The sequence below is a fragment of the Ralstonia chuxiongensis genome (assembly GCF_024158925.1).
In the GTDB taxonomy this organism is placed as follows: Bacteria; Pseudomonadota; Gammaproteobacteria; order Burkholderiales; family Burkholderiaceae; genus Ralstonia; species Ralstonia chuxiongensis.
In genome coordinates, this window is record NZ_JAMYWC010000004.1 from 186,118 (window position 1) to 212,997 (window position 26,880).

The following is a 26,880-nucleotide window of genomic DNA, read 5'->3' on the forward strand; positions in this document are numbered from 1 at the left end:
GGTCGGCTCTGCCGACATCAAGTGCGTTGCAGCGGCTGTCATCCGACAGACGGGCGACCCGGCATTTTAGCGGCAATCCACCACCCGGCCCATCCTGCTGCGCAATCCCCGGTCAAGACGGACCGACGCATCACCTGACGCTTCCGCAATGAGTTCGCGCGTTCCCACGTTTTTCATCAATCTTGACCACGATGCCGGTCGCCGCGAGGCGCTGGAACGCCAGCTCGATGCGCTTGGCCTGCCGCATAGCCGCTTCCCGGGTGTGTACGGCAAGACACTTCCCGCCGACGAACTTGCGCGCCACTATGACCACGCGCGCGCTATTGGCCAGAGCCGAGAATTGACGGTCGGCGAAGTCGGCTGCGCACTGAGCCACCTTGGCGTCTACCGGGCAATCATCGAGCAAAATCTGCCCTACGCGCTCATCCTCGAAGACGACGCGAAACTTGGGCCCGATGTGCCCGCCGTGCTAGACGCGCTGGCGCAGAGCGTGTCACCGGACGAACCGGTCGTCACGCTGCTCACGCACATCGACCGTTACTACAAGCGCAGCGCCCAATCGCTCACAGCTGACCACCGCACGGTCAAACTCGCCAACTACCAGTGGCTCGCGCATGGCTATTTCGTCACGCGCGCTGCAGCCAAGCGCATGGTCGAACAGCTTTATCCCGTGTGGCTAGCAGCAGACTATTGGTACAAGTTCGAGCGCGAGGGCATCGTGCAGATGCGCGCGGTCGTGCCTTATGTGATTGGCGTGCAGAACTTTGATAGCGGCTCCAACCTCGAAGCCGATCGCGCCGTCAAAAGCCGCGAAGCCGACGACCGACTCGGTGTCGGCCATCATCTGCACCAGATCTTTGTGCGCAAATTCCTCTATCAGATCTTCGTGCGGCCATTCCTCGGCATCGCCAAGCAGAAGAAGACTTGGTAAGCACGACGGCGCCGCTCAGGCGCCTTGCTCTCGCAGTTCCGCAAGCCCGACTTCTGCGCGGATGATGTCGGTATTCCGGCGAGCCATCATGCGCTGATAATTGGGGCTCTCCTGCGCGCGCGATTGTTCGCGATGCCATAGGTGGAAGACCTCGGTCGCGCAGAAGCCGCGCTTGCGCCGCACACCGGCGTTGTATAGGCGCACAACCAGATCGGCGTCTTCATGCCCCCACCCGACGAAGCTCTGATCGAAGCCGTTCACGCGCTCGAAATCGCTGCGCCACACACCGAGGTTGCAGCTTTTGATGCCGCGCAGGCTGGTGTCCTTGAACGTACGCGGCACCGGCAAACCTGGCACCAATAGCGGCAGGAACTTGTTGACACGGCCCGCGCGCCAGGCGGCAAACCAATACGCGCGGTCCTTCAGGTGGATATCGATCTGCTGGGCGACGACCTCACGCGTCATCGCTTCATCCAGCAGGATACGGCTGCCAGACAACAGGCGCCCCTGCTCGGCCAACGCGCGGTGCCGGGCTACAAAATCCGGACGCGGCACGCAATCGCCATCGAGAAAGACGAGGTAATCGGCATCCGTCGCCAGCACGCCGCGGTTGCGTATCTCACCAGCACGAAAGCCGTCGTCTGGGTGCCAGACATGGCGCAGCGGATACGGTGCGGTCTTGGCGGCCGTTTCAACCGCTACGCGTGTGTCATCGCGCGAACCGTCGTCGGCCACGACGACGTCGAATGCACGGTCAGTCTGTGCGCCACACCCTGCCAGTACGCGGGCGAGCGCGTCCGGGCGGTTATACGTCGTAACGATGAGAGCGATGCGACGCGGCGGCTCAGCGCTTGCCATGACGATGCAGCATTATCAGCTTGATGTAGCGGTAGTACGTGCCTTCCGCGTTCGACACGGCGAGCATGAAGCCCTCCGCGCCATCAAGGAAGCCGCGCTGGATGACGTACGTACGGATGAACGCCCACAGCCCGTGGCCGATCGCGCTGCCAAGCGACGCACGCTTGCCCTTGGCATAGGCGGCCGCCGCACCGGCGGTCGAATAATCGTTGGCCTTGTCGAGCGCAGCCTTCAGGTCGGGAATCGAGTAGTGAATGATCGGTGCGCGAAAGTCACCCACCGTCCCCTCGAAGACCAGGTGCGAGTGCACCGGCGCATCGAAGAACGTCACCTGCTCGCGTTTGAAAAAGCGACGAATGCGGTCCGGCCACCAGCCCGAATGCTTCATGAAGCGGCCGCAAAAACTCGAGCTGCGCGGCATCGAATAAACAGTGTGCGAGCTGCCCGACTCGAGTACGGCGATCATCTCGGCACGCAATTCGGGGCTGATGCGCTCGTCGGCATCCAGCGAGAGCACCCAGTCGGTACGGGCTTCGCGCAGGGCACGGTTGGATTGTTCGCCGTAGCCGGGCCAGTCGGTCTCGAACACGCGCGCACCAAGTTGGCGGCAGATGTCTTGTGTGCCGTCCGTGCTACCCGAGTCGAACACGATGACATCGTCCGCCCAGTCGCGCACGGAACGGATGCAGTCGCCGATATCAGCGGCTTCGTTCTTGGCGACGATAATGACGGCGAGCGTGGCTCGATTGGATGCGGACATGCGAAAGCGATCTCAGAGAACAGGAGCGGCGCCAAGCTGCTGCCGGCGCCGATGGATATGCGCGGTGAATACGGCCACCATCACGCTGTAGAACACAACCGTCTGCGCGATGATCAGCATCACCTCGGTCAGCCCGAACAGTACGAAGCCGACACATAACGTGAGGCCCATCGCCCCCGTGGTGCGCAGGATGCGATCGTCGCACAGGGCGGCGCGCAGAAAGTACGCGGCAGGCACCAGGTACAGCGCCAACAATGCGCCGATGCCCAGCACGCCAAGCGTGGCGCCATTGTATAGAAACTCGTTGTGTGCATGCTCGAAGGCAGTCGCTTCCTGCGTGATCAGGCCCTCCGCGTGAATCGCCTTGAGAGCGGGCTCGAATTGGCCTCTTCCCACCCCGGCGAGCGGATGGCGCGTCAACATCAGCGTGGCCGCTTTCCAGAGCTGGAAGCGGATGCCGACCGAGGTATTGGTCTGACCAGCTTGATAGGCATGCAAATCACTGACTGCCTGATCGAAACGAGTACGAACCATACTCGACGATACGCATACCGCCGCCAACAGCACGAAGAACACCAGCAAGGCCGCCACGCGCTTCTTCCAACTCACATGGCGCAGCGTCGCCACTGCGATCAGCAGCAGGATGGGAATCGCGATCCAGCCGCCGCGCGACTGCGACAAATAGGATGCATAGAGCCCAGCGCCGCCTGCCATCCCGCGCAAGATGACAAGTGGCCAGCCGTCACCCTTGGACCATCCTATGGAAATCAGCGAGAACAGGCCCATCAGCAACGATAGATTGCCGAAAGGGATTGCGTTGGCAAATGCGCCAATCTTGTCTGGCCGCCCCATACGCAATTCAAGGTAAGCCCACACAATCGACGCCAGCGCGCCGGCAACACAACCCCATTGCACGCCCTCTATCTGTTTAGGACGCAATTGCAACAGTGCAAGCAGCGCCAACCCGAACAGCCAGAGCCGACCATAGGCAAACGGCACATTGCGCGGCGCAGCAGGATTGAGTAGCGCACTGATCAGCATCGCAGTCGGCATGGCGGCCATGGCCAAAATCAGCCAGCGATGTTCGCGCCACATCGTTCGTAGTCGGCTCATGACGTCTGCGGGTGCGGCCAGCATCGACCAGATCGCGGCCACAAGTAGCAGCAAGAACGACAGGAACGCTGCGCCGCGCACCGACAGCATGAAGGCCGGCAGGATGGCGATTCCAAACACGGCCAGAGCCGCCGGCACGCTGGATATCAGCGTCCGGCTACGTTGCGTCAAGCCGCTCATCGCAATGTCCCCGCGCCAGGTGCAAGCGCCAACAAGGCATCGATGTGAGCAGTGATGCTGGGGTCATAGCGCAGATGCTCACGCGGATTCGCCAAGCGCGCCTGGCCGGCCTGCGCACGGGCAACAGCGGCTTCGATCGCGCGCGCCAGCGTGGCTGGATCGTCCAGATTGAAGGTGGGCGCCCCTTGTTCCGAGATCACCTCGGTGCAGGCGATATTGGCTGCGAGCACGGCCGGCGTCCCGCACAGCACAGACTCCACCCCGATCAGCCCGAACGGCTCGTAGTGCGAAGCGAGAATCGTGTAGTCCGCCGCGCGGTAGACGTTCTCGATGTCCTTGCGGTATCCCAAGTAGCGGATGTTGGGCGAGGACGACGACACCGGCCGTCCGATCACCGCCAGCTGCACCGGCAAATTCGTGCTGGAGAAGAACGCCTCCAGCAGCGGATAGCCCTTGCGCTTGTGGCTCGACGACGGGAACACAAACGTGACGCGATCCTTCGCAAAGCCCAGTTCATCTCGCAGGCGCTGACGCTCGGCCTCGTCCACCGGCGAGAACTTCGTCTCGCTCACCGGCGGATACACCGTCTTCACCTTGGCCGCGGGAATGTCGTAATAGTCGAGCACTTCCCGCGCCATCAGCCGCGAGTGCGCAACGACAACATGCGAGCGGACGTAGTCTCGGCGCTCCAGCGAAATCTGCTGGCGGTCCCAGAAGGCGGCCTCTTTGGAAAAGCTCTTGAGATAACCGACGTGCGTACCGCCACAAATGGCGATATCCGATGCCCCTGTGCGGTTGCAGCCGATCATCAGATCGATGTGCTCACGCTTGGCCAGATAGCGCACCAGCCAGCCGAACGCGTGGTCGTTCAATTTGCCCGGCAGCTTGCGTGTGGGCAATGCAACGGCCTTGACCTGGCGATATTCGGGAAGCGCCTTGTCCACCATCTTGGCGAAGAACACGGGACGGATGTCGCGCTCATGCAGGCCGCGCACCAGGTCCATCGCGTAGCGCTCGCTGCCGCCGCTGTAGCCCAGCGCGTTGCACGAGATTCCGACGTTCATGGATGCTCTAGTAATAATCGTATTGAGACTGCAGTCGTGCCGAGCCTGTGCCCGGCGATGGCGCCCCCTGCGCCATCTTCGAACTACTCGTACACCGTTGCCACGTTCTCGGCGTCCAGCGCCTGACGCAGCGCGGCGATTGCCGCTTCGCTAGGGACAATGCGCCAGGCGTCGCCGAGCACCGCTTCGCAGCGGGCCTGCTCGCAGACGTAGCTAATGCGCACAGAGACGCCATTGCCATCCGCCGCGACATGCGGCGAGAGCAGGTCGCGCAGCTTGGCCGCCGTTGAATCGCCATTCATCGACAGACGAATCGCCCGCGCAAACTTGGCGCGCGCTTGGGTCATGTCCATAACCGATTCGGCTGTCACGCGCACGCCACCAGTGAACATGTCGTGGCGGGCGCTGCCCTGCACGATCAGCACTTCGTCCTCCTTGAACAGCGCGCGATTGGCTTCGAACACTTCGTTGAAGACCGTCACTTCGGTGGCTTCGCTGGCAGAGCCGTCGTCGAGCATGACGATCAGCATCTTGCCGCGCTGTGTCATCTGCGTCCGCTGGCCGACGATCACGCCCGCCACGGTCTTGTTACGCGCATCGCGATTGCCGTAGCCACCGCCATTGCCCTTGTCGGTCACTTCGCGGGCCAGATCGGCCAGCGTCGTGCGTGCAAAGCGGCGCACCTCGTCGCGGCATTCATCGAACAGGTGACCGGAAAGGTAGAAGCCCAGCGCCTGCTTTTCTTCCTGCAGCTTGCGCTTGGTCGACCAAGCCGGCTCATCGACGAGTTCGGGGCGATGCTGCTCAGCGTCGTCGCCGCTCATCAGATCGAACAGCGACACCTGGTTGGCGGCCGCTGCCTTCTGCTCGGCGGCTTCCATGGCAAGGCCGATCGAGGCGAGCAGCTGTGCGCGGTTGTCGTGGAGGCTGTCGAAGGCCCCGGCACGCACCAGTGCTTCGATCGTGCGGCGATTCACCTGGCGGCGGTCTACGCGCTCGCAGAAGTCGAACAAATCTTTGAATGGGCCGTCTTCGCGTGCACGCAGGATGTCTTCGATCGCGCCCTGACCGCTGCCCTTCACGCCACCCAGGCCGTAGCGGATGGTCTTGGCGTCGGTTGGCGCAAAGCGATACTGGCTCGCGTTGATATCCGGCGGCAGCACGGTCAGGCCGTTCTTGCCCCGGGCATCGTCGTAGAGGATCTTCACCTTGTCGGTGTCGTCCATGGCGAGCGACATGTTGGCTGCCATGAATTCGGCCGGGTGATGCGCCTTGAGCCAAGCCGTGTAGTACGCCAGCAGCGCATAAGCGGCCGCGTGCGACTTGTTGAAGCCGTAGCCGGCGAACTTCTCCATCAGGTCGAAGATTTCATCGGCCTTTTCGGTGGAGAGCCCATCCTTGGCCGCACCCGCGCGGAACAGCGCTCGATGCTCGGCCATTTCTTCGGCTTTCTTCTTACCCATCGCACGGCGCAGCAAGTCAGCGCCGCCGAGCGAGTAACCGCCCACGATCTGCGCCATCTGCATCACCTGCTCCTGGTAGACCATGATGCCGTAGGTCTCCTTGAGCACCGGTTCGACGCGCGGGTCGGGGTACTCGACCTTCTCGCGGCCGTGCTTACGCGCGCAGAAGCTCGGAATCAGGTCCATCGGGCCTGGGCGATACAACGCCACCAGGGCGATGATGTCCTCAAAGCGGTCAGGTTTGGCGTCCTTCAGCATGCCCTGCATGCCGCGGCTTTCCAGCTGGAACACAGCGACCGTGTTGGCCGACTTCAGGATGTCGAACGCCTTCTTGTCCGTCAGCGGAATCTGGCTGCAGTTCCAATCTGCCTTGGACGGATCGAGCATGCGGATGTAGCGCTCGGCCCAGTCGAGGATCGTGAGCGTGGTCAGGCCCAAGAAGTCGAACTTGACCAGGCCGACGGCTTCCACGTCGTCCTTGTCGTATTGACTGACGACGCCGGCATCTTCGCCGCCTTGCGTATAAAGCGGGCAGAAGTCGGTCAGCTTGCCCGGGGCGATCAGCACACCGCCCGCGTGCATGCCGACGTTACGCGTCATGCCTTCCACGCGCTGTGCAAGCTCCAGGAGCTGCTTGACCTCTTCTTCGTTGGCTTCGCGCTCGGCCAGCAGCGGCTCTTCCTTCTTGGCCTCTTCCAGCGTGACGAGCTTGCCCGGCTTGAACGGGATCAGCTTGGCCACGCCGTCAACGAAGTTGTAGCCGAGATCGAGCACGCGGCCCACGTCGCGCACCGCAGCCTTGGCAGCCATGGTGCCGAAGGTGGCGATCTGCGAGACCGCGTCCTTGCCGTACTTCTCTTTCACGTACTGGATGACGCGGTCGCGGCCGTGCTGGCAGAAGTCGATGTCGAAGTCGGGCATCGACACACGTTCCGGGTTCAGGAAACGCTCGAACAGCAGGTTGTATTTGAGCGGATCCAGATCCGTAATGCCCAGCGCGTACGCCACCAGCGAACCGGCACCGGAACCCCGGCCCGGCCCCACCGGCACGCCATTGTTCTTGGCCCAGTTGATGAAGTCCGCAACGATCAGGAAGTAGCCCGGGAAGCCCATCTTGATGATGGTGCCCGTCTCGAATTCCAGGCGGGCGTAATACTCGGCGCGTTTGGATTCACGCACGGCCTCGTCGGGGAACAGCACTTCCATGCGCTTTTCCAGCCCTTCCTTGGCAAGCTGGACGAGGTAGTCATCCAGCGACATGCCATCGGGCGTCGGGAACAGCGGCAGCTTGGGCTTGCCCAGTTCCAGCTTGAGGTTGCAGCGCTGCGCGATCTGCACTGCGTTGGCCAGCGCGGACGGGATGTCGGCAAACAGCGCGCACATCTCGTCCTGCGTCTTGAAATACTGTTCGGTCGTGAAACGACGGGCACGGCGCGGATTGGCGAGCAGTTCGCCCTCCGCAATACAGGTGCGCGCTTCGTGGGCCGTGAAATCGTCCGGCGTCATGAACTGCACCGGATGCGTGGCAACCACTGGCAACTGCATGGCCGAAGCAAGCTTCACCGCCTGCTGGATGTAGGCCTCGGTACCAGGGTGCCCAGCGCGCTGCAGTTCAATGTAGAACGCGCCAGGAAATACGCGCGACCAATCCGTCGCCAGCTTGCGCGCCAGCGCATCGTTTCCATTGGCCAGCGCCATGCCGATGTCGCCGCCCATGGCGCCGGAGAGCGCCAGCAGGCCAGTGGCCAGGGGGGCGTTTTCCACGCCCGGCTCGTCGAACCATTCGGGGGCGATTTCCGCGCGGCCGCGATGTTGGTTGGAGAGCCAAGCACGGGCCAGCAGCTGGCACAGATTCAGGTAACCCTGCTTGTCACGCACCAACAACAGAAGGCGTGCCGGTTTGTCGCGCTCGTCGTGATTGGTGATCCACACGTCGGCGCCGACGATAGGCTTCACGCCCTTGCCGCGCGCCTCCTTGTAGAAGCGCACCAGCCCGAAGGCGTTGGAGAGATCGGTCAGCGCCAAGGCGCCCATGCCGTCTTTGGCGGCAGCCTTGACGGCATCGTCCAGACGGACGTTGCCATCGACGACGGAATATTCAGAGTGGAGGCGGAGGTGGACGAAGCGCGGCGAATTCATCCGCGTATTGTACCGGGTGACATCTTCCGTAAAGCATTCGGGGCGTGTCCGATTGACCATCGACAACCCCGGGCGGCTCCTCGGGCGGCTATAATTTCGGCTTACGAATCAACAGGTTATCCAAGGCGCCAAAAAATGGCGCGGCAGCACATGCAGATCGTCAATATTTCCGCTTACAAATTCGTCACCCTCGATGACCGCGAGACCCTGCGCCCCGCCCTGCTGGCCGAGTGCCAGGCGCGCGAGCTGAAGGGCACCGTGCTGCTGGCGCCCGAGGGCATCAACATCTTTCTGGCCGGCTCGCGTGAAGCCATTGACGGCATCGTGGGCTGGCTGCGCGCCGACCCGCGTTTTGCTGACCTGGCACCGAAGGAAAGCCTGTCCGACCACCAGCCGTTCCGCCGCCTGCTGGTGCGCATGAAGAAAGAAATCATCACCATGCGCCACCCGCTGATCCGCCCGGAAGAGGGCCGCGCGCCGTCGGTTGCGCCGCCGGACCTCAAGCGGTGGCTCGATCAGGGCCACGACGACGAGGGCCGCCCCGTAGTGATGCTCGACACGCGCAATGACTATGAAGTTGCCGTCGGCACTTTCAAGAACGTCGTCGAATACAACCTCAAGAAATTCACCGAATTCCCGCCCGCCATTGCCGCGCACAAGGACGACTTTGCCGGCAAGACGGTGGTGTCGTTCTGCACCGGCGGCATCCGCTGCGAAAAGGCGGCGATCCACATGCAGGAGATCGGCGTCGAGCGCGTCTATCAACTCGAAGGCGGCATCCTCAAATATTTCGAGGAAGTAGGCGGCGCCCATTACGACGGCGATTGCTTCGTGTTCGACCACCGCACGGCTCTCAATGCTGAGCTGCTGCCAGCAGGCCCGAAACAATGCTTCGCCTGCCGCGCTGTGGTGACGCCGGAAGAACAGCAGTCCCCCGACTACATCCCCGGCCAGCGCTGCCCGCATTGCGCCGGCAGCCAAACGCGCGCAGCCGCATGAAGCGCCTCGCCGCCCTCCTCGTCGTTACAACGATGTGCCTGACAGCATTGGCCGGCTGCGCGACGAGCTGCGAGGGTGGCTCCAACCGCGGCATGTTCTGCGGGGCGGGAACGCGGTTCTGAGCCGCCATGGCATACCAATAAAAAAACGCCGGACATGCCGGCGTTTTTCTTTGAGCGATCCGCTTTACTGACGGCCGCGCACAAACTGATTGGTGATGGCAACAATGCGCTCGCCGAATAGCTTGGCGGTTTCCAGGTCGCCTGGCAACGGGCCCTCTTCAGGGCTCCCATCAGACGGCGATTGCGCCAGAGCGCCGCCGAAGCCCGCCAGGTAATTCACGTCGTTGCGCGTGGCGGCCTTGCTGTTGGCCGGCATCATGCCCGTGCCGACCCAGATCATTCCGTGCTGCTGCGACAGCGTCCACAGGTACTGGATCGACGCGTACTTGTCGCCATTCATCGATGCGGAGTTCGTAAACCCCGCGGCGATCTTGTCCTTCCACGCGCCCGTGAACCACGCCTTGGACGACGCATCGGCAAATTTCTTGAAGTCGCCCGACACGCCGCCCATGTACGTCGGCGCGCCAAAGACGATCGTGTCGACGCCGGCCAGCAGCGCCCACGTGTCATCGTTGACGTCTGTGACCGAAATCAGGTGTGCTTCGGCGCCGGCTGCTTGCACGCCCGCAAACACGGCCTCAGCCTGCTTCTTGGTGTGGCCATAACCGCTGTGATAAACGACTGCAACTCGTGCCATGGGAATCCTCTTGGGGTTGGGGTACCGCGGAGAACAACGGAAAAGAAAAATGGCGCACACAGCGTGCGCCACGAACATTACGGCAGATCGAACACCAGCACTTCGCTGTCTTCGCCGCCCGAGAGCGTCACCGCCTCTTCTTGCGTCAGCTTGGCTGCGTCGCCGCCAACCAGCGTGCGACCGTTGACGCTCACCTTGCCGCGAACCACGTGCACATAAGCACGGCGGCCCTCTGCAATGGCCAAGGACGCAGTTTCTGCGCCATCAAACTTGCCGGCGTAGAGCGCCATGTCCTGGTGCACCTTCACCGAACCGTCACGACCATCGGTGCTGGCGATCAGGGCGAGCTTGCCGCGCTTGGCGGCCTCGTCAAAATGGCGTTCTTCGTAGCCAGGCGTGAGGTTCAACTGTGCGGGGAGCACCCAGATTTGCAGGAAATGCGTGGCCTGGTCCTGCGCGTGGTTGAACTCGGAGTGACGCACACCTGTCCCAGCCGTCATGCGTTGTACGTCGCCGGGGCGCAGCACGCTACCGTTGCCCATGCTGTCCTTGTGCGCCAGTTCGCCATCCAGCACGTAGCTGATGATCTCCATGTCGCGGTGGCCATGGGTGCCAAAACCCATACCAGCGGCGACGCGGTCTTCATTGATGACGCGCAACGGCCCGAACTGAACGTGTTCCGGGTCCATGTAATCGGCAAACGAAAAGCTGTGATACGACTTGAGCCAGCCGTGGTCTGCGTAACCGCGATCTTGAGAGGGGCGGATTTCAATCATTTTGATGAATCTCCTATCCAAATTACTGCATCGATGTGTGAATGGTACGCAGATTGGCTATAGTTAAGCGATACAGCTTTGATTCAATACATCAAAAATTCTGAACATGGCGCTCTCGCTGGAATCTCTGGAAGTGCTGGACGCGATCGAACGCAAGGGCAGCTTTGCCGCCGCGGCGCACGAACTGGGCAAAGTGCCGTCGGCGCTCACATACGTGGTGCGCAAGCTGGAAGACGATCTCGATGTCCTGCTGTTTGACCGCCGCCGCCACCGAGCGGAACTCACGCCCGCTGGCCGCGCATTGCTCGACGAAGGCCGTCACCTGCTGCAGGCCGCCGACGAACTCGCGCGCCGCGTCAAGCGCCTCGCCACCGGATGGGAAGCCACGTTGACCATCGTAGTCGACGATCTCGTGCACTTTCGCGCACTCATGCCCGTCATCCAGGACTTCTACGCCGAAAACACCGCCACGCGATTGCGCTTCTGCCGGGAGGTTCTGGCCGGCACGTGGGACGCCCTTCTCTCCGGCCGCGCGGACTTGCTGATCGGGCCGGCACAGGTGATGCAGGTACAGGGCATCCAGACGCGCACGGTGGGCAACATTCCGTTCATCTTTGCAGTGGCGGCACATCACCCGCTGGCACAAATGGAGGAGCCGTTGCCGGCAACCGCCATCACGCGGCATCGCATCGTTGCCGTGGGAGATACATCGCGCAATCTGCCTGCACGCACCATCGGCGTGATGGCCGGACAGGACACGCTGGTGGTGCCGTCCATGGCAGACAAGGTGCAGGCGCAGATTCGTGGCCTCGGCTGCGGCTGGCTGCCGGTGCCACTGGCGCAGCCGTATCTGGATTCCGGCGTGCTGATCGCCAAGGAAACCACCGAAGACAAGCGCGCCGGCACGTTTCAGGTTGCCTGGCGCAACAACATGCGCGGCAAGGCGCTGCAATGGTGGGTCGACAAGCTGGAAGACCCGCGCCTGGGGCAGGCTCTGATGATGCAGTAGGGGCCCCGTGAGGACAAATCGCGCACAATAGCGGCATCGGCTTCTGAGCCCGGAGCGTTGCGTTGTCCCAAGCCAATCTCGATTTTTCGGAATCCACCACGTCGTCGCGCGGCCAATACCGGGGCCGCTTTGCGCCCTCGCCCACCGGGCCGTTGCATATCGGCTCGCTGGTCACCGCGCTGGCGAGCTGGCTGGATGCGCGCGTACATGGCGGCACGTGGCTCGTGCGCATTGAAGACATTGATTTCCAGCGCAACGTGCCCGGCGCCGACCGCGACATCCTCGCCACACTTGATGTGCTCGGACTCATTCCTGACGAGGCGCCGCAGTGGCAAAGCACGCACCTGTCACGCTTTGAACAGGCGCTGGAGCAACTGCAGGCGAACGGCAGCCTCTACCCGTGCGGCTGCACGCGCCGCGAGATTGCGGACTCCGTCACCAGCATCGACGCAAATGGGCATGTGCGTCACCAGACCCTGATCTATCCCGGCACGTGCCGCAACGGGCTGCACGGCCGTCCGCCGCGCGCTTGGCGCGTGCGTGTGCCGGATGCCGATGCCGCCACCATCTGCTTCAACGATCGCTGGCAAGGCACGCAATGCCAGAACCTGGCTGAAACCGTAGGCGACTTCGTGCTCAAGCGCGCGGACGGCATGTGGGCGTACCAGATTGCGGTGGTGGTGGACGATGCCACGCAAGGCATCACGGACGTCGTGCGGGGCGCCGACCTGCTCGACTCGACGCCGCGCCAGATCTATCTGCAGCAGCTGCTTGGGCTGCCGGCGTTGCGCTACTTGCACGTGCCCGTGGTGGTGAACGCCGACGGCGAGAAACTCAGCAAGCAGACGGGCGCACGCGCCATCAACCGCAGTCAACCGCTGGCCGCGCTAACGGAAGCGGCACAGCACCTCGGGCTGGACATTCGTGCTGGGGATGTGGAGGAGTTCTACCGGGACGCCGTCCCGGCATGGGCCAATCGCCTTGCACGATTGACCACGGCGGCATAGTTGCCGCCGTTTTCGACAGACTGACTTAACGCTTGCGCGGCACGCCACCGAGCAGCGCCGCAATCGGGCGCTTGGCGGTACGCGGATGCCCGGTCGCCTGCGCTGGCTTGGCAGCTTCTGCCGATTCCGCTGGCAGAGACGATTCGTACGGGCGATTGAAGAACGGGTCGTCCGATGGGCGGAACGGCGGGCGCACGATCGTGTGATCCAACACGCGGGCACCGTTGCGATCGTCGCGCTCGCGGGAGCGGCGGACTTCGCTGCGGGCACGCTTTTCATCGCGCTCACGGCGTTCACGGTCACGCGCCTGTTCGCCAGTCGGGTCGAAATCAGCGAGTTGCTCGCGCGGCAGGTTGCGCTTGATCAGCTTTTCGATGTCGGCCAGGAACCGCTCATCGCCTGGCGCGAACAGCGACAGTGCGTCACCGGAAGCACCGGCACGACCCGTGCGGCCGATGCGGTGCACGTAGTCTTCCGCGTTGAACGGGAGGTCGAAGTTGATCACGCACGGCATCTGCGAGATATCGAGACCGCGCGCCGCCACGTCGGTGGCGACCAGCACATCCACGGTACCTTGCTTGAAGGCTTCGAGCGTTTGCATGCGCTCGGTCTGCGTCTTGTCGCCGTGGATGGCGTTGGCGTTGATGCCTTCGCGCTCCAGCGCGCGCGCCAGGCGCGAGCAGCCGATCTTGCTGTTGGAGAACACGATGCACTGGCGCGGCAGGCCTTGCTCTGCGCGCTGGCGCAGCAGATGCACGAGCGCCGCTTGCTTGTGGTTGTCCGGCACCGTGTAGATGACCTGGCGGACGTTCTCTGCCGTGGCGTTGCTGCGTGCCACTTCAATGGTTTGCGGATGACGCAGGTAGCTGGCGGCCAGCTTCTTGATCTCGGGCGAGAACGTGGCCGAGAACAGCAGCGTCTGGCGGTGCGCCGGCAGCAGGTTGATGATGCGCTGCAGGTCGGGCAGGAAGCCCATGTCGAGCATGCGGTCGGCTTCATCCAGCACCAGCATGCGCACCTGCGAGAGGTTCACGCTGCGCTGCTGCACGTGATCGAGCAGACGGCCCGGCGTGGCAACGAGGATTTCCACGCCGCGGCGCAGTTGCTCCGTCTGCGGGTTCATGTCGACACCGCCGAACACGACGGCGCAGCGCAGCGCCGTGTATTTCGCGTACTTGGCGACGTTGTCGTACACCTGGTCGGCAAGCTCGCGCGTGGGCGTGAGAATCAGCGCCCGCACCGGATGACGCGCGGGCGACGCGCTCGTGTTGGCGTCGGGCAGCAGGTTATGGATGATCGGCAGCGAGAAACCGGCGGTCTTGCCGGTGCCGGTTTGCGCTGCGCCCATGACGTCGCGGCCGGCGGTCACCACCGGAATGGCGGCAGCCTGAATGGGTGTGGGCTTGGTGTAACCGCTTTCGGTCAGCGCGCGGAGGACGTCCGGATGCAGGCCGAAGCTGTCGAATGTCACCGATTCATTGGCCGGCGCTTCTGACGCTTCAGACATCGTTGCAGTATTCATAGGGGAGATGCGGCATGCCGGTTGGCATGGCGGCGCGCCAGACCCAAGCGGAAAACCCGCGTGCGGCTCGCGCAAAGCGTTAAAGATCAAGAGTTTATCACGTGAGACTCAGCCCGGGCCGGATGATCGGCCACCCAGGCCAACGCCGGCGTCACACCTGCCTTGACACGGATCAAGTGTGGCCGCCCCGCCCTGCGCGACCATCGGAGCATTCCAACCGCGGCTGCGCTCTCCCATGGTCACCACGCTCTATGAAACGCCCGAGCACGTCTGCCTGATGTTTTCCGACCTGGTCGACGATCACGATGACCTGCCGGTGCAGACAAACCAATTCCTGATCGTCGATCACGGCCACGGCGCGCTGATCGACCCAGGGGGTCAGATGACCTACAACGCGCTGTTTTTGGCGATGAACCGGTACTTTCCGCCCAAGCAGCTCGACTACGTGCTGGCCTCGCATGCGGACCCCGACATCGTCGCTTCGGCGGGACGGTGGCTGACGAGCTCAAGCTGCGACATCCTGATCTCGCGCGTGTGGGAACGCTTTCTGCCCCACTTCTGCAGCGTCGGCAAAACCGAAGGCCGCATCGTGCCGATTCCGGATACGGGCATGGCGATTCCGCTGGGGCAATCGCATCTGCTGGCGGTGCCGGCGCATTTCCTGCATTCGGAAGGCAATTTCCAGTTCTACGATCCGGTGTCGCGCATCCTGTTCTCAGGCGATCTGGGGGCGTCGATGGTGCACGCCAATGTGGCCGCCAAGCCAGTGGAAGATTTTGACGCGCACCTGCCGCTGATGGCGCCCTTCCACCGCCGCTACATGAGCGGCAACCGCGTGTGCCGGCTGTGGGCGCAGATGGTGCGAGGGCTCGATATTGAATGGATCGTGCCGCAGCACGGCCAAGCCTTCCATGGCAAAGCCATGGTCAACCGGTTCATCGACTGGGTTGAGACGCTCGACTGCGGCATCGACTTGATGACGCCCGAAGTCTTCCGCCTGCCTGCGTTGCCGAAGGCGCCGGCCGGCGCGACGCTCAAGACGCGCGTTTAACGCCAGATGCCGGAGCGGCCGGCAGAATGATCTTCATCATGGCGCTCGACAGCTCGTGCGCCAGTACGCCGGCGTCGATGCGCGATGGATCGTGCCACGTATACATAAACCCCATCACACCGCCCATCGAGTGCGCGGCGACGCGCGCATCGCCAAAGTCGAACACGCCGGCGCGCTTGCCCTCGTCGAGCAGCGCATAGAGATCGCGGTAATACGCCCGCGACATGCCGTGCAGCCACTCCACCGTTTCGGGGCGCAGGTATTGCCGATCGCGGTACGTGAGCGCCGCGGCGTAGTGGCAGTCGATGCAACGACGCGCCATTTCCAGCAGACACGCCTGCAGACGCTCCCGCACGGGTAGGGCCGGGTCGGCGGTCTCACGGATGGCCGACAGACACACCTGTGCGGCCTCGCGACACAGAATGTCGAAAATCTCGTACTTGTCGGTGAAGTAGTAGTACACCGCCGGCTTGGTCACGCCCAGCGCGCTGCACAGGTCGCTCATCGTCATGCCGGCATAGCCTTTGGTGAAAAAGAGTTGCGCAGCTGTGTCGAGAATCTGCCGGCGGCGGGCCTCCTGCCGCTCGGCGATATGCGGGCGCGTGACTGGCGGTGTGACGCCAGAGGCCTCGGGGGCCTCGGCTTCAGCCGACGGTTGCACGTCGGGAACGGCAGATTTGCGGACGATGGACATGGCGCGTATTTTCGCATGTCGCCCGCGTATGCGCCGTGGCATACGCGCATCTGGCGACATCATTGCTCTTAATTGCTTGACGCATCAAAGAACGCTTTCTATATTCTTACCCGTTGGTATAAAAAATTACTTTTCAGTATAGATAGTGCGGCGCCGCCGTGCGCACGCACTGCACAACCCAACGGAGACAAGCTTTGGCGATGGACGAGTCCGAGTATCTCGGCCGCGTTCGCGCGCTCTGGGCGCGCGCATGGCCGGTCGATACCCCCCGCGAGCCGCAGTACCCGATCGGGCGCGCTGCCCTCACCGACTATCTGCGGCACTGGGCCCGCACCACGCCAGACAAACCGGCCATCCACTTTTACGGGCACGACACGACGTTCGCCCAGCTCGACGATCTCTCCGACCGCTTCGCTGCGCTGCTCGCGCAACACGGCATTGGCGCGGGCGACCGCGTTGCGGTGTTCCTGTCGAACTGCCCGCAATTCAATGCGGTGTTTTTCGGCATTCTCAAGTTGGGCGCCGTGTATGTGCCGATCAGCCCGCTGTCGCAGCGAGCGGAGTTGATGCATGCGCTGAGCGACGCCACACCGCGCGCCATCGTCACGCTGGATCGCCTCATGCCGCTGGTGCGTGACGTGCGGCCCGAAACATCGATCGAGCACGTCCTCGTCACCCGTTACGCAGACGTGCTGCCCGCGCTGCCGACGCTGCCGCTCCCGGCAATGCTGACCGAGCCGCCGCTGGCCTGCGACGATGCAATCGACCTGTTGCCCGCATTGGCACAGACCACGCCGATTCCCCTGCCGCCCGCCTCACTCGATGCAGTTGCCGCGCTCAACTACACCGGCGGCACGACGGGGCTGCCCAAGGGCTGCATCCACACGCAGGGCGACATGGTGGATATGGCTGCCGCGTTCTCGGCCGTGTCGCTGCGCGCGGATGCCGACACCGTCATGCTCAGCTTCTATCCGCAGTTCTGGATTGCCGGCGAGAACACCGGCCTGATCTTCCCTGCCTTCCTTGGCGTGCCGCTGGTGCTGCTCGCGCGCTGGGATGCGGAAGCCTTCATGGCTGGCGTGCAGCGCTACCGCGTAACCAACGGCTCAATGCTTGTCGACAGCGCGGCCGAGGTGATGGCACATCCGCGTGTGCATGCGTACGACTTACGCTCGCTGCGGCATACGGGCGTGTCGTCGTTCGTGAAAAAGCTCAACCCCGAATACCGCCGTGCGTGGCGTGAACTGACCGGCTCGATGATGGCCGAGAGCGCCTGGGGCATGACGGAAACGCAGACCTGCAACAGCTTCACGGTCGGCATGCAGGACGACGATTTCGACCTGCGCTCGCAACCGATTTTCGTCGGGTTGCCGGTGCCGGGCACCGACTTCAAGATCTGCGATTTCGACACGCACGAACTGATGCCGATCGGCGCCGAGGGCGAACTCTGCGTACGCACGCCGACGCTGCTCAAAGGCTACTGGAACAAGCCAGACGCCACCGCGCAAACGCTGCGCAATGGCTGGTTTCACACTGGCGACATCGGCTGCATCGACGAACACGGCTACGTCCACTATCTCGGCCGCCGCAAGGAGATGCTCAAGGTCAACGGTATGAGCGTATTCCCGGCGGAGATCGAAGCCATGCTCGGCAAGCATCCGGCCATCCTCGGTTCTGCCGTGGTAGGCCGCGCTGACGAACAACGCGGCCAGCTTCCCGTCGCCTTCGTGATGCTGCGGCCCGAGGCCGTCGGCACATTGGATGACGCCACGCTCACCAGTTGGTGCCGCGAAAACATGGCCATCTACAAGGTGCCTGTCGTGCGCATCGTCGACGCGCTGCCACTCACGGCCACCGGCAAGGTGCGCAAGCAGGACCTCGCTCCACTCGCTGAACAGATCTAACCCACACCGTTCCATGACGTTTCGCAAACTGCTGATCGCCAATCGCGGCGAGATCGCCATTCGCATTGCCCGCGCAGCCGCCACGATGGGCTTGCCCTCCGTCGCCATCTATTCCGAAGACGATCGCGACGCGCTGCATCCACTGCGCGCCGATGAAGCCGTGCCCTTGCCCGGCACCGGCCCGCGCGCATATCTCGACGGCGCAGCCATCCTAGCGGCCGCACGCGCCGTCGGCGCCGATGCGGTTCACCCGGGCTATGGCTTTCTGAGTGAGAACGCGGCCTTCGCGCGCCAGTGCGCACAGGCCGGAGTGCAGTTCATCGGACCGTCACCGCGCGTGCTCGATCTCTTCGGCGACAAGGCACGCGCGCGGGCACTTGCGCACGAGGCCGGCATTCCCATCGTCAGCGGCACGCAAGGCGCGACCACGCTTGAAGATGCGCGCGCCTTCTTCGCTGCGCTGCCGCCCTCGCACGGCATGATGATCAAGGCCGTGGCCGGCGGCGGCGGACGGGGCATGCGCGCGGTGCACGATGCGCAGGCGATTGCCGACGCGTATGCGCGGTGTGTTTCTGAAGCCACCGCTGCGGGTGGTGGCGGCGACGTCTATGTGGAAGCTCTGGCGCCCGCGCCGCGCCATATCGAAATCCAGATCGTTGCAGACGCACATGGCAACGTTGTGCATCTCGGCGAGCGTGAATGCAGCCTGCAGCGCCGTCACCAGAAGCTGATCGAGATCGCGCCCAGCCCCGCGTTGGACGACGCCCTGCGCACGCGCATCGCTGACGCCGCCGTCTCGCTTGCCAAAGCGGCGGGCTACAGCGGCATCGGCACGTTCGAGTTCCTCGTGGAAGGCGCGGGCACGCCGCACCCTACGTTCTACTTCATGGAAGCCAACCCGCGCGTGCAAGTCGAGCACACCGTCACGGAGATGGTGACGGGTGTCGACCTGGTGATGACGCAACTGGCTCTGGCGCGAGGGGCCTCGCTCACCGACCTGGGGCTTGCCCGGCCAATCGCACCGCGCGGCCACGCCGTGCAAGTGCGCATCAATGCCGAGACCATCGATGCATCCGGACAACCGCATCCGTCCACCGGCACGCTCACGGCATTCGAACCACCCAACGGCCCCGGCGTGCGCGTCGACACCAGCGGTTATGCGGGCTACCGTCCGAACCCGCGCTTTGATTCGCTGCTGGCCAAATTGATCGTCCACGCGCCGCACGGCACGTATGCGCAGACGCTGGCACAGACGTACCGCGCGCTGTGCGAATTCCGCATCGAAGGGCTGGCCACCAACAAGCGTCTGCTGCAAGACCTGCTGCATGACGCCGACGTGCAGGCCAACGCCGTGCACACGCAGTTCCTCGATGCGAAGCTCGCCGAACTAGCCGCCGGCAATGGCGAAGCCCATCCCGCGCTGCACGCCACGTCGGTCGCAACCACCGACCTCACGCCCGCAACATCATTCGTCGACGAGCTTCCTGACGATGCTGAAGTTCTCACCGCGCCGATGGATGGTGCGCTCATTCAGATCGACGCAGAAGCCGGCGCCATGGTTGCGCGCGGCGACGTGCTGGCTGTGATTGAAGCGATGAAGATGGAGCACGTTGTCATCGCGCCCGCGGCCGGACGCGTGCTGCAGGTCTGCGCTCAGCCGGGCGCAACGGTACGCGAGGGCCAGCCGCTGGCCGTGCTTCAGCCCAGCGATGCACAACACGACGACGCTACTGCCGACGCAGAGATCGACCTCGAGCGCGTTCGCCCCGACCTGCAGGCCGTCATCGACCGCCACGCATTCGGCCTCGACGCGAACCGCCCGGACGCCGTTGCCCGCCGCCGCAAGACCGGCCAGCGCACCGCGCGCGAGAACATCGACCACTTGTGCGACGCCGGTTCATTCATCGAGTACGGCGCTCTCGCCATCGCCGCGCAACGCCAGCGACGCGCGCTCGATGACCTGATTCGATCGACGCCTGCCGACGGCATCATCACCGGCATTGGCACCGTCAACGGCATGCACTTTCCCGATCAGGACGCGCGCTGCATGGTGCTCGCGTATGACTACACCGTACTGGCTGGCACACAAGGCACCTTCAACCACAAGAAGACCGACCGCGCGCTGGAGCTGGCGCAGCAATGGAAGCTGCCCGTTGTGCTGTTTGCCGAAGGCGGCGGCGGCCGGCCGGGCGACACTGAAAAGCGCGGCGTCAGCGGCCTCGACTGCCCCACCTTCATTCACTTCGCGCGCCTCTCGGGGTTGGTGCCGACCGTCGGCATCGTGTCGGGCCGCTGCTTTGCGGGCAATGCCGCGCTGCTGGGCTGCGCTGATGTGATCATCGCCACGCGCGACGCGACCATCGGCATGGGCGGCCCGGCCATGATCGAAGGCGGCGGCCTTGGCATCTACGCGCCCGAAGAGGTCGGCCCCGTGAGCGTGCAGGCGCCCAATGGCGTGATCGATGTCTTGGTCGAAAACGAAACCGAAGCCGTGGATGTCGCGCGCCGCTACCTGAGCTATTTCCAGGGCCCGCTCACCCACTGGGAAGCCGGCGACGTGCGCCACCTGCGCCACGTAATTCCCGAAAACCGCATGCGCAGCTACGACATGCGCGCCGTGATCGATGCGCTGGCCGATACAGGTTCCGTGCTGGAGCTGCGTCAAGCCTTTGGCGTGGGCATCATCACCTCGCTGATCCGTATCGAAGGCCGCGCCTTCGGCTGCATTGCCAACAACCCGCGCCACCTGGGCGGCGCCATCGATTCTGCAGCGGCCGACAAGGCATCGCGCTTCATGCAGTTGTGCAACGCGTTCGATCTGCCCATCGTCTCGCTATGCGACACACCGGGTTTCATGGTCGGGCCGGACGCGGAGAAAACCGCCACCGTACGCCACGTCAGCCGCATGTTCGTGACGGCGGGCAACTTGCGCGTGCCCTTCTTCACCGTCGTGCTGCGCAAAGGCTACGGCCTCGGGGCGATGGCCATGGCGGCGGGCGGTTTCCACGCGCCGTTCTTCACCGCGTCGTGGCCGAGCGGCGAGTTTGGCGGTATGGGCATCGAAGGCGCCATCCGCCTGGGTTATCGCAAAGAGCTGGAAGCGGTGGAAGACCTTGCCGAGCGCGAGATGCTGTTCCGCAAGATGGTCGATGCGGCCTACGAGGAAGGACGCGCGCTCAACATCGCCAGCTATCTCGAAATCGACGCAGTGATCGACCCGGCCGATACGCGCCGCTGGCTGTTGCGCGGGCTGCAATCGACGCCGCCTGCGCAGCCGCGGCACGCGCGCGACCCAGCCACGCGCCGCTTCATCGACACCTGGTAGACGAGAACACACACAAGGAGGAGACATGCCCGCAGTGATCCGCTTTGCCCGTCCCGTGTCCGCATTGGCTTGTGCCGGGGCGCTCTCGTGCGCACCACTGGCCTACGCCGCCGACCCGGCCCCGATCAAGGTAGCGTTCATCGATCAACTGAGCGGGCCGCTCTCGAATGTGGGCGAGCAGTTTCTGGCGAATCTGAAACTCGGCATCGACGACGCCAACGCACAACCGCAGGGCGTGCTGAACGGTGCCCGCTACGAGCTGTCGACCTATGACAACAAGCTGTCGGCGCAAGACAGTCTGTCGGCCCTGCAAAGCGCCATCGATGCGGGGGCGAAGATCGTCTTCACCGGCGGCTCGGGCTCTTCCGTGGTGGCCGCCATGGTGGATGCCGCCACCAAGCACAACGAGCGCAATCCGACCAAGCGCGTGCTAATCATCAACTACGCATCGATCGACCCTGACCTGACGGGCGCGCATTGCAGCTTCTGGCATTTCGCCACCGAGGCCAACACCGCAATGAAGATGCGCGCGCTGGCCAACTTTGTGAAAACGCAGCCCGATATCCGTAAGGTCTATTCGCTGAACCAGGACTACGCACACGGCCGGCTGTGGGCCTCATTGGGTAAGCAGATGATCTCAGCCGCGCGGCCCGACGTGCAGTTCACCGGAGAGACGCTGCACCCGATCGGCAAGGTGAAGGACTTCGCGCCTTACGTCTCGAAGGCCAAGGCAACGGGCGCCGACACACTCCTCACCGGCAACTGGGGGCAAGACCTGAACCTGCTCATCAAGGCCGCTGGCGACATGAGCTACGACGTGCGCTATCTGAACCACAGCGGCGCGGGCGCCCCGGGCACCGTGCTGGCAGTGTCGCAGGCCAAGATCGGCAAGGTGACGTGGGTGTCTGAATGGACGCCCGGCAACGGTGACGCGCAGCTGATGCAGATGGATGCGCGCGTGCGCCAGACACCTGCTGGCGAACACTTCGCCCCGCGCACCGTGTTGTCCGTCGAACTCGTGACGGACGCCATCCGCAAAGCCAATTCCACCGATCCGCTGAAGATAGCGCTGGCACTGGAAGGCATGCAGAAACAGAGCTTTCTGGGTGACGTCACGATGCGTAAGGTCGACCACCAGTTGTTGCTGCCCCAGGTAGTATCGACCATCGCCCCGGTGGACGGAAAGACCGTCAAGGTCGGCTACGACGGCACCCAATGGGGCCACAAAACCGAGAGCACAACCCCGGCCAAAGACCTGGACCTGCCGACCACTTGCAAGATGAAGCGGCCGGCGGGCGCCTGACGAGCCAATCGGGGGATCAGTCAGCGCGGTCCGTGCGCAGTGGGCCGTACTCGATCGGCACCCAGGCGAATGCGTTGCCGTCCCGGCGCACGTGACCCAGGCCCGGGAACGGCAGATGTGCGCCTGCGACCCAAAGCTTGTCCCGCGCGGCTTCCGCAAACAGCTTGCGGCGCGAGGCAACAGCTGCCTTCTTGTCGACGTCGTATTCGAATGCGACCTCTGGGTGCTGGAATTGCACCGCGTGGCTGTGCACGATATCGCCCCACACCAGCAGGCTGTGTCCCTTTGATGCAAACAGGTAACCGCTGTGCCCCGGGGTATGCCCGTTGGCGACCACCGAGCGTACGCCCGGCACCACCTCGTCGCCCGGCTTGAATTGCTTGAGCTTACCCGCGGCGGCATATGGCGCCACCGAGTCGCGCGCCATCTTGAAGAACGGTTGCATGTCGGTCGGCTTGGACGCGGCAACCGCTTCGCTCAACCAGAAATCGGCTTCCGGCGCGGCCACATACACCTGCGCGTTCGGAAACGCCGGCTGGCCTTGCGGCGTCAAGAGGCCGCATGCGTGGTCCGGATGCAGGTGCGTCAGCAGCACGGCGTCGATCTGCTCCGGCTGGTAACCGGACGCACGGACGTTGCCCGCCAGGCCGCCCATCGTCGGGCCAAAGCACGTGCCAGAACCCGTATCGACAAGGATGCGCTTGGCGCCCGTGTCGATCAGGAAGCCGTTCACCGCCGTCTGCATGCCCGGCGTGTTCGATACGAACATCCGCGCCAGCAAGCTCTGCACCGATTTCGCATTCAGGCCAAGCAAGGTCTTGGCGGGCAGATCGGTGTAGCCGTCGTAGAGGGCGGTCACAACGTCGTCGCCCAGGGCCATGCGGTAATAGCCGGGCACCTGGGTGCGTTGTTGCGTGGCGGCGGTGCTGACAGCGGTGGCAGCCACAGCCGATGTTGCGGTTTGGGCGTGGGCAAATCCGATGGACGCCGCCATCGTGGCGGCCACGGCGACAGAGGTGAGCAAACGCATGTCTTGGCTCCTGGGAAAGACCGCTGCCCCGGTGCAGCGGCGGAAGCCGGATCATGCCACCGCCCAGCACATTGCGTTGCCGCCATTGGCGACAGGGGTATTGCTCAGACAGAAAACCGGCCCGCAAAAAGAAACAAGGCCCGACATGCCGGGCCCATGCTTCAGACCAATCGACGGCGGCTGCGCAACCGGCCGTCAACCGGGTACGTGCTTACTGCACGTGGAACTTCGGCGTCGATACCACCGTGCCGCTCACCGTGCAGTCCGGTGTGAGCAGTGCGTTGGTGAACGTGAGCGACGAGTTCGGGTCGTTCCAGGCGGTCACGACCTTGCTGGGGCCGCAGTTACCCAGCAGGAACACGCTGACCCCTGCGTTGTTGATCGACAGCTGGGTGGTGCTGTCGGCCTGGCCAGTCCACGGGGTCGTTCCCGAGATAAGGCCGCACGTCCCGCCGCCGGTAAACGATGTGGACGTGATGTTGACGATGCCCGTGGGCGTGATCGTACCGGTGAAGGTCGCTGTGCAATTGGCGCTGATCGAGCCCTTGGACAACGTGGTCTGGCCCGTCACCGAGAACGGCTCGCCGTTCGGGTTCATGGCTTGACCATCGACACGCGAAACGGTGACGGCAAGTGCGGGTGTGGCTGCTACGGTGGCAAGTGCGAGTGCAACTGCAAGAGATACGACTTTACGTGTGCTCATTTATTGCCTCACTAGAACTGACGGTAGAAACCGCCTTAAGAATGCGGCGCAAACCGGTTCCCGCTCGATTCACGCCGCGCCAATTAGCCAGGCGCAGACAGCCGACACCCAGCTAAAACTTGTACGACACCCCGACGAACGTGATGATCGGATTGGCCTTGAGCGTGGTCTTGGTGGTCGCCAGCGTGGTCCCGTCCGCCGCCTTGATGACGGTTGCCGCTTCGGTCTTGAGTGGCAGATACGAGACCGTTGCCGTCAATGCCCATTGCTTGTTGATCGCGTAGCTCGCGCCGAGGTTGAAGATCGGCGCCCACGAGGCGGACGATTTCCCTTCCACATACGTCGGCCCCGGCTTGCCCGCCCCCGCTGCCAGGACGCTGCCCAGTTCGCGATTCACCGCCGCCGCAAAGTACGGATTCAGCTCGATGTTGGTGAAGAAGCTGTAGACCACGCCCACACCCACGAACGGACGGAACGTCGACTGCGCGTGCCCGAAGTACCACTGCAGGATGACCCCAGGGCTCCATTGGCGCGCCTTGCGCACGGCCGGCTGATTGGACGGGTCATCCAGATCGACGTGGCCGAGTGCGCCGGCGGGCCCGGGCGCGCGGATCACGCCATGCCCGGTCAGCTTGAATTCCGGAGGCACGCCGGCAATCGTGGTCAGCGCGATGTTGTCGGTAAAGAAATGCGTGAGCGTCAGGCCCAGCGTGTTGGCATTGCTCACGCGCAGCCCGCTGTTGGGCGACGTGAAGCTGCCCGGCAAGCGCAGCGGATCATTGATCGGCGCATTGATCACGCTGGTGGTCAGGTTGTTGCTCGAGTCCTGCGGCATGATGTGGAACCAGCCCACCGTCGCCACGTTGTCACCGGCCTGCTGCGCCATGGCCCCTGCGGATGCGCAGGCCGCCACCAATGCGACAGTCAGTTTCTTCATGATGCTTCCTCCTGTTGTTCTGAGCGGAGCGCGGTTGTCTGTGCCGCGCCCCGTGGCGTGTTATTCCGGAAACGTCACTGCACGAAGGCGCCCACCGTGAAGTACGGGTTCTTCGTATCGCTCATATCCAGGAAGCCGAAGGTCTTGCCGGTGAAGATCAGCTTGCCCGTGGGGGCCGAGCCGGCCGGGGCACTGGTCTGCGTGGTGCGGATGACGCCCGGGACGGTCTGTGTGAAGTCGAGGTTCAGCGGGCGCGCCAGCGCTGCCTGCGATGCGTTGAACGGATCGAGCATCGTGGCCTGCACACCCACCAGCGCCGTGGCACGGTAGTTGAAGGTACTGTCCACACCCGTGTATTCGCCGTCTTGCGAGCCCTGCGCGATGTTGCCGACCGGCGCCATCATCGAGATGCCGGACTCGTCGTCCGCCACCGGCGGTCCAGCGGTCAGATCGGAATTGGCCGCCCCCACGCGAATGAAGATCGGCACGAGCTGGCCATACAGCTTGCCCACGATCATCACGCCCTTGCCCGCCTTGGCCGGGTCCAGCGACGACACCGTGGCCGGCACTTGCGGCTGATAGTTCAGCGTGGTGAAGGCCGGAGCATCGCTGCGCAGCGTCAGCTTCTGGTTGACCGTCGCGCTTGACGTCAGGCAGGCCCCGCCGTTCTTCACACCCAGGTTGTCGCACTCGGTGTAGGTGCCGTCCGCGTTGATGGTGAAGCGCGCGTCAACCGCCTGCTGCGAGAAGTTCTGCGACGGCACCTGGTGGTAGCCGAGCTGGTTGTAGTTGCCCGCGATCTTGTTCAGATCGGTCTCGGTGTTCGAGAAGCTGATGAACGGGTAGTACGGGAACGTGGTCTGCGGAATTTTGCCCACGCCGACAATGCCATCGAACTGGATCGTCGCTCCCGGGATCGTGCCGCCCAGCACACCCTGACCGAGGAAGAACCGCGCAGGCCGGCTCGGATCGAGGCTTGCGTTATCCAAGCGGAACGCGCACTGGTTCAGCTTCTCGGTCGGCAGCGCTGTTTCCTGCGTGAGCGTGCCGGTCTGCACGTTGTTGGGGGCCGTATCGCGCGTGGGCGCGACGGTGCCCGTCTTGACCGGAATCGGCGAGGCCAGATACGTGATCTGGTACGTCATCTTCGTCGTGTCGAGCTGCACCTTCACGAGTTCGCCCGAGCCCGACCCGCCGGTGAACACGGTGTTGTAGTCGATGGCCTGCGGACACAGGCGCTGGATCACCGGAGCCGGCGAATCATCTCCGCCACCTCCGCATGCTGTCACCATCGGCGCGCACGCGAGCACGACCAACCATTTACGCCATTGCATTTGCGTCTCCTCCATGTTG

The 26,880-nt window shown here is 63.7% G+C and carries 21 protein-coding genes; 8 read left to right on the top strand and 13 right to left on the bottom strand.

Features of this window, described 5'->3' with window-relative positions; genetic code table 11:
• Positions 1-148: 148 nt before the first annotated feature.
• On the top strand, positions 149-931 hold the full coding sequence (locus NKG59_RS14335; protein WP_253537967.1) for a glycosyltransferase family 25 protein: 783 nt from the start codon (positions 149-151) through the stop codon (positions 929-931).
• Positions 932-946: 15 nt separating this feature from the next.
• Here the strand turns inward: NKG59_RS14335 and NKG59_RS14340 are convergent, their stop codons facing one another.
• The 5 genes from NKG59_RS14340 to dnaE form a co-directional block, all read right to left on the bottom strand.
• Positions 947-1,789 carry a glycosyltransferase family 2 protein gene (locus NKG59_RS14340; RefSeq protein WP_253537970.1) on the bottom strand — a complete coding sequence of 281 codons (843 nt, stop codon included), beginning with the start codon at positions 1,787-1,789 and terminating at the stop codon, positions 947-949.
• Positions 1,776-2,549, bottom strand: a complete 774-nt coding sequence (locus tag NKG59_RS14345) for a glycosyltransferase family 2 protein (RefSeq protein ID WP_253537973.1) — start codon at positions 2,547-2,549, stop codon at positions 1,776-1,778. Before NKG59_RS14345 ends, NKG59_RS14340 begins: the two co-directional genes overlap by 14 nt.
• Positions 2,550-2,561: 12 nt before the next feature.
• Positions 2,562-3,842: an O-antigen ligase family protein gene (locus NKG59_RS14350; protein ID WP_253537976.1), complete on the bottom strand. Its 1,281-nt coding sequence runs from the start codon at positions 3,840-3,842 to the stop codon at positions 2,562-2,564.
• Positions 3,839-4,906, bottom strand: a complete 1,068-nt coding sequence (locus NKG59_RS14355; protein WP_253537979.1) for a glycosyltransferase family 4 protein — start codon at positions 4,904-4,906, stop codon at positions 3,839-3,841. Before NKG59_RS14355 ends, NKG59_RS14350 begins: the two co-directional genes overlap by 4 nt.
• Before the next feature lie 83 nt (positions 4,907-4,989).
• Positions 4,990-8,508, bottom strand: coding sequence for a DNA polymerase III subunit alpha (dnaE, locus tag NKG59_RS14360; RefSeq protein WP_253537981.1), 3,519 nt, complete (start codon positions 8,506-8,508; stop codon positions 4,990-4,992).
• Between the two features lie 150 nt (positions 8,509-8,658).
• Between dnaE and NKG59_RS14365 the strand changes: the two genes are divergently transcribed.
• Positions 8,659-9,507: a sulfurtransferase gene (locus NKG59_RS14365; protein WP_253539090.1), complete on the top strand. Its 849-nt coding sequence runs from the start codon at positions 8,659-8,661 to the stop codon at positions 9,505-9,507.
• A 186-nt stretch (positions 9,508-9,693) separates the two neighbouring features.
• Here NKG59_RS14365 and NKG59_RS14370 read toward each other — a convergent pair whose 3' ends face one another.
• Positions 9,694-10,266, bottom strand: coding sequence for a flavodoxin family protein (locus NKG59_RS14370; RefSeq protein WP_253537984.1), 573 nt, complete (start codon positions 10,264-10,266; stop codon positions 9,694-9,696).
• 77 nt (positions 10,267-10,343) lie between these two features.
• The gene (locus NKG59_RS14375; protein ID WP_253537987.1) at positions 10,344-11,042 is read right to left on the bottom strand and encodes a pirin family protein; all 699 of its coding nucleotides are present in this window, start codon (positions 11,040-11,042) and stop codon (positions 10,344-10,346) included.
• A gap of 106 nt (positions 11,043-11,148) precedes the next feature.
• Between NKG59_RS14375 and NKG59_RS14380 the strand changes: the two genes are divergently transcribed.
• On the top strand, positions 11,149-12,051 hold the full coding sequence (locus NKG59_RS14380) for a LysR family transcriptional regulator (protein ID WP_253537991.1): 903 nt from the start codon (positions 11,149-11,151) through the stop codon (positions 12,049-12,051).
• A 62-nt stretch (positions 12,052-12,113) separates the two neighbouring features.
• Positions 12,114-13,058 carry a tRNA glutamyl-Q(34) synthetase GluQRS gene (gene gluQRS / locus NKG59_RS14385; RefSeq protein WP_253537993.1) on the top strand — a complete coding sequence of 315 codons (945 nt, stop codon included), beginning with the start codon at positions 12,114-12,116 and terminating at the stop codon, positions 13,056-13,058.
• Between the two features lie 25 nt (positions 13,059-13,083).
• Here gluQRS and NKG59_RS14390 read toward each other — a convergent pair whose 3' ends face one another.
• Positions 13,084-14,565, bottom strand: coding sequence for a DEAD/DEAH box helicase (locus tag NKG59_RS14390; protein WP_414708552.1), 1,482 nt, complete (start codon positions 14,563-14,565; stop codon positions 13,084-13,086).
• Between the two features lie 250 nt (positions 14,566-14,815).
• On the opposite strand from NKG59_RS14390, the gene NKG59_RS14395 reads away from it, so the two are divergent.
• Positions 14,816-15,631 (top strand): oxygen-binding di-iron domain-containing protein, encoded by an 816-nt coding sequence (locus NKG59_RS14395; RefSeq protein ID WP_045206072.1) that lies wholly within the window; start codon positions 14,816-14,818, stop codon positions 15,629-15,631.
• On the opposite strand, the gene NKG59_RS14400 is transcribed toward NKG59_RS14395, so the two are convergent.
• Positions 15,615-16,325 (bottom strand): TetR/AcrR family transcriptional regulator, encoded by a 711-nt coding sequence (locus tag NKG59_RS14400; RefSeq protein ID WP_253537995.1) that lies wholly within the window; start codon positions 16,323-16,325, stop codon positions 15,615-15,617. The genes NKG59_RS14395 and NKG59_RS14400 overlap by 17 nt on opposite strands.
• Before the next feature lie 200 nt (positions 16,326-16,525).
• Between NKG59_RS14400 and NKG59_RS14405 the strand changes: the two genes are divergently transcribed.
• Genes NKG59_RS14405 through NKG59_RS14415 form a run of 3 tightly spaced genes read left to right on the top strand, consistent with a single transcriptional unit; the run spans position 16,526 to position 22,857 of the window.
• Entirely contained in the window at positions 16,526-18,229 is a 1,704-nt protein-coding gene (locus NKG59_RS14405; protein ID WP_253537997.1) for an AMP-binding protein, read from the top strand.
• A gap of 13 nt (positions 18,230-18,242) precedes the next feature.
• Complete coding sequence (locus NKG59_RS14410; RefSeq protein WP_253537999.1) at positions 18,243-21,554, top strand: acetyl-CoA carboxylase family protein; 3,312 nt, start codon at positions 18,243-18,245, stop codon at positions 21,552-21,554.
• 25 nt (positions 21,555-21,579) lie between these two features.
• Positions 21,580-22,857 carry a branched-chain amino acid ABC transporter substrate-binding protein gene (locus tag NKG59_RS14415; protein WP_253538001.1) on the top strand — a complete coding sequence of 426 codons (1,278 nt, stop codon included), beginning with the start codon at positions 21,580-21,582 and terminating at the stop codon, positions 22,855-22,857.
• Positions 22,858-22,873: 16 nt separating this feature from the next.
• On the opposite strand, the gene NKG59_RS14420 is transcribed toward NKG59_RS14415, so the two are convergent.
• The 4 genes from NKG59_RS14420 to NKG59_RS14435 all read right to left on the bottom strand — a co-directional run bounded on the left by NKG59_RS14420 (position 22,874) and on the right by NKG59_RS14435 (position 26,861).
• Positions 22,874-23,887 carry an MBL fold metallo-hydrolase gene (locus tag NKG59_RS14420; RefSeq protein ID WP_253538003.1) on the bottom strand — a complete coding sequence of 338 codons (1,014 nt, stop codon included), beginning with the start codon at positions 23,885-23,887 and terminating at the stop codon, positions 22,874-22,876.
• A gap of 211 nt (positions 23,888-24,098) precedes the next feature.
• On the bottom strand, positions 24,099-24,590 hold the full coding sequence (locus NKG59_RS14425) for a hypothetical protein (protein ID WP_045206066.1): 492 nt from the start codon (positions 24,588-24,590) through the stop codon (positions 24,099-24,101).
• A gap of 112 nt (positions 24,591-24,702) precedes the next feature.
• Positions 24,703-25,527 carry an OmpW/AlkL family protein gene (locus NKG59_RS14430; protein ID WP_045206065.1) on the bottom strand — a complete coding sequence of 275 codons (825 nt, stop codon included), beginning with the start codon at positions 25,525-25,527 and terminating at the stop codon, positions 24,703-24,705.
• 74 nt (positions 25,528-25,601) lie between these two features.
• Positions 25,602-26,861, bottom strand: a complete 1,260-nt coding sequence (locus NKG59_RS14435) for a DUF2957 domain-containing protein (protein WP_253538004.1) — start codon at positions 26,859-26,861, stop codon at positions 25,602-25,604.
• Positions 26,862-26,880: the final 19 nt, after the last annotated feature.

Bases quoted from the DNA above. Each gene is read 5' to 3' on its own strand.
- NKG59_RS14335 (WP_253537967.1), top strand. From the start codon at position 149: ATGAGTTCGCGCGTTCCCACGTTTTTCATCAATCTTGACCACGATGCC.
- NKG59_RS14340 (WP_253537970.1), bottom strand. From the start codon at position 1,789: ATGGCAAGCGCTGAGCCGCCGCGTCGCATCGCTCTCATCGTTACGACG.
- NKG59_RS14345 (WP_253537973.1), bottom strand. From the start codon at position 2,549: ATGTCCGCATCCAATCGAGCCACGCTCGCCGTCATTATCGTCGCCAAG.
- NKG59_RS14350 (WP_253537976.1), bottom strand. From the start codon at position 3,842: ATGAGCGGCTTGACGCAACGTAGCCGGACGCTGATATCCAGCGTGCCG.
- NKG59_RS14355 (WP_253537979.1), bottom strand. From the start codon at position 4,906: ATGAACGTCGGAATCTCGTGCAACGCGCTGGGCTACAGCGGCGGCAGC.
- dnaE (WP_253537981.1), bottom strand. From the start codon at position 8,508: ATGAATTCGCCGCGCTTCGTCCACCTCCGCCTCCACTCTGAATATTCC.
- NKG59_RS14365 (WP_253539090.1), top strand. From the start codon at position 8,659: ATGCAGATCGTCAATATTTCCGCTTACAAATTCGTCACCCTCGATGAC.
- NKG59_RS14370 (WP_253537984.1), bottom strand. From the start codon at position 10,266: ATGGCACGAGTTGCAGTCGTTTATCACAGCGGTTATGGCCACACCAAG.
- NKG59_RS14375 (WP_253537987.1), bottom strand. From the start codon at position 11,042: ATGATTGAAATCCGCCCCTCTCAAGATCGCGGTTACGCAGACCACGGC.
- NKG59_RS14380 (WP_253537991.1), top strand. From the start codon at position 11,149: ATGGCGCTCTCGCTGGAATCTCTGGAAGTGCTGGACGCGATCGAACGC.
- NKG59_RS14390 (WP_414708552.1), bottom strand. From the start codon at position 14,565: ATGTCTGAAGCGTCAGAAGCGCCGGCCAATGAATCGGTGACATTCGAC.
- NKG59_RS14395 (WP_045206072.1), top strand. From the start codon at position 14,816: ATGGTCACCACGCTCTATGAAACGCCCGAGCACGTCTGCCTGATGTTT.
- NKG59_RS14400 (WP_253537995.1), bottom strand. From the start codon at position 16,325: ATGTCCATCGTCCGCAAATCTGCCGTTCCCGACGTGCAACCGTCGGCT.
- NKG59_RS14405 (WP_253537997.1), top strand. From the start codon at position 16,526: ATGGACGAGTCCGAGTATCTCGGCCGCGTTCGCGCGCTCTGGGCGCGC.
- NKG59_RS14410 (WP_253537999.1), top strand. From the start codon at position 18,243: ATGACGTTTCGCAAACTGCTGATCGCCAATCGCGGCGAGATCGCCATT.
- NKG59_RS14415 (WP_253538001.1), top strand. From the start codon at position 21,580: ATGCCCGCAGTGATCCGCTTTGCCCGTCCCGTGTCCGCATTGGCTTGT.
- NKG59_RS14420 (WP_253538003.1), bottom strand. From the start codon at position 23,887: ATGCGTTTGCTCACCTCTGTCGCCGTGGCCGCCACGATGGCGGCGTCC.
- NKG59_RS14425 (WP_045206066.1), bottom strand. From the start codon at position 24,590: ATGAGCACACGTAAAGTCGTATCTCTTGCAGTTGCACTCGCACTTGCC.
- NKG59_RS14430 (WP_045206065.1), bottom strand. From the start codon at position 25,527: ATGAAGAAACTGACTGTCGCATTGGTGGCGGCCTGCGCATCCGCAGGG.
- NKG59_RS14435 (WP_253538004.1), bottom strand. From the start codon at position 26,861: ATGCAATGGCGTAAATGGTTGGTCGTGCTCGCGTGCGCGCCGATGGTG.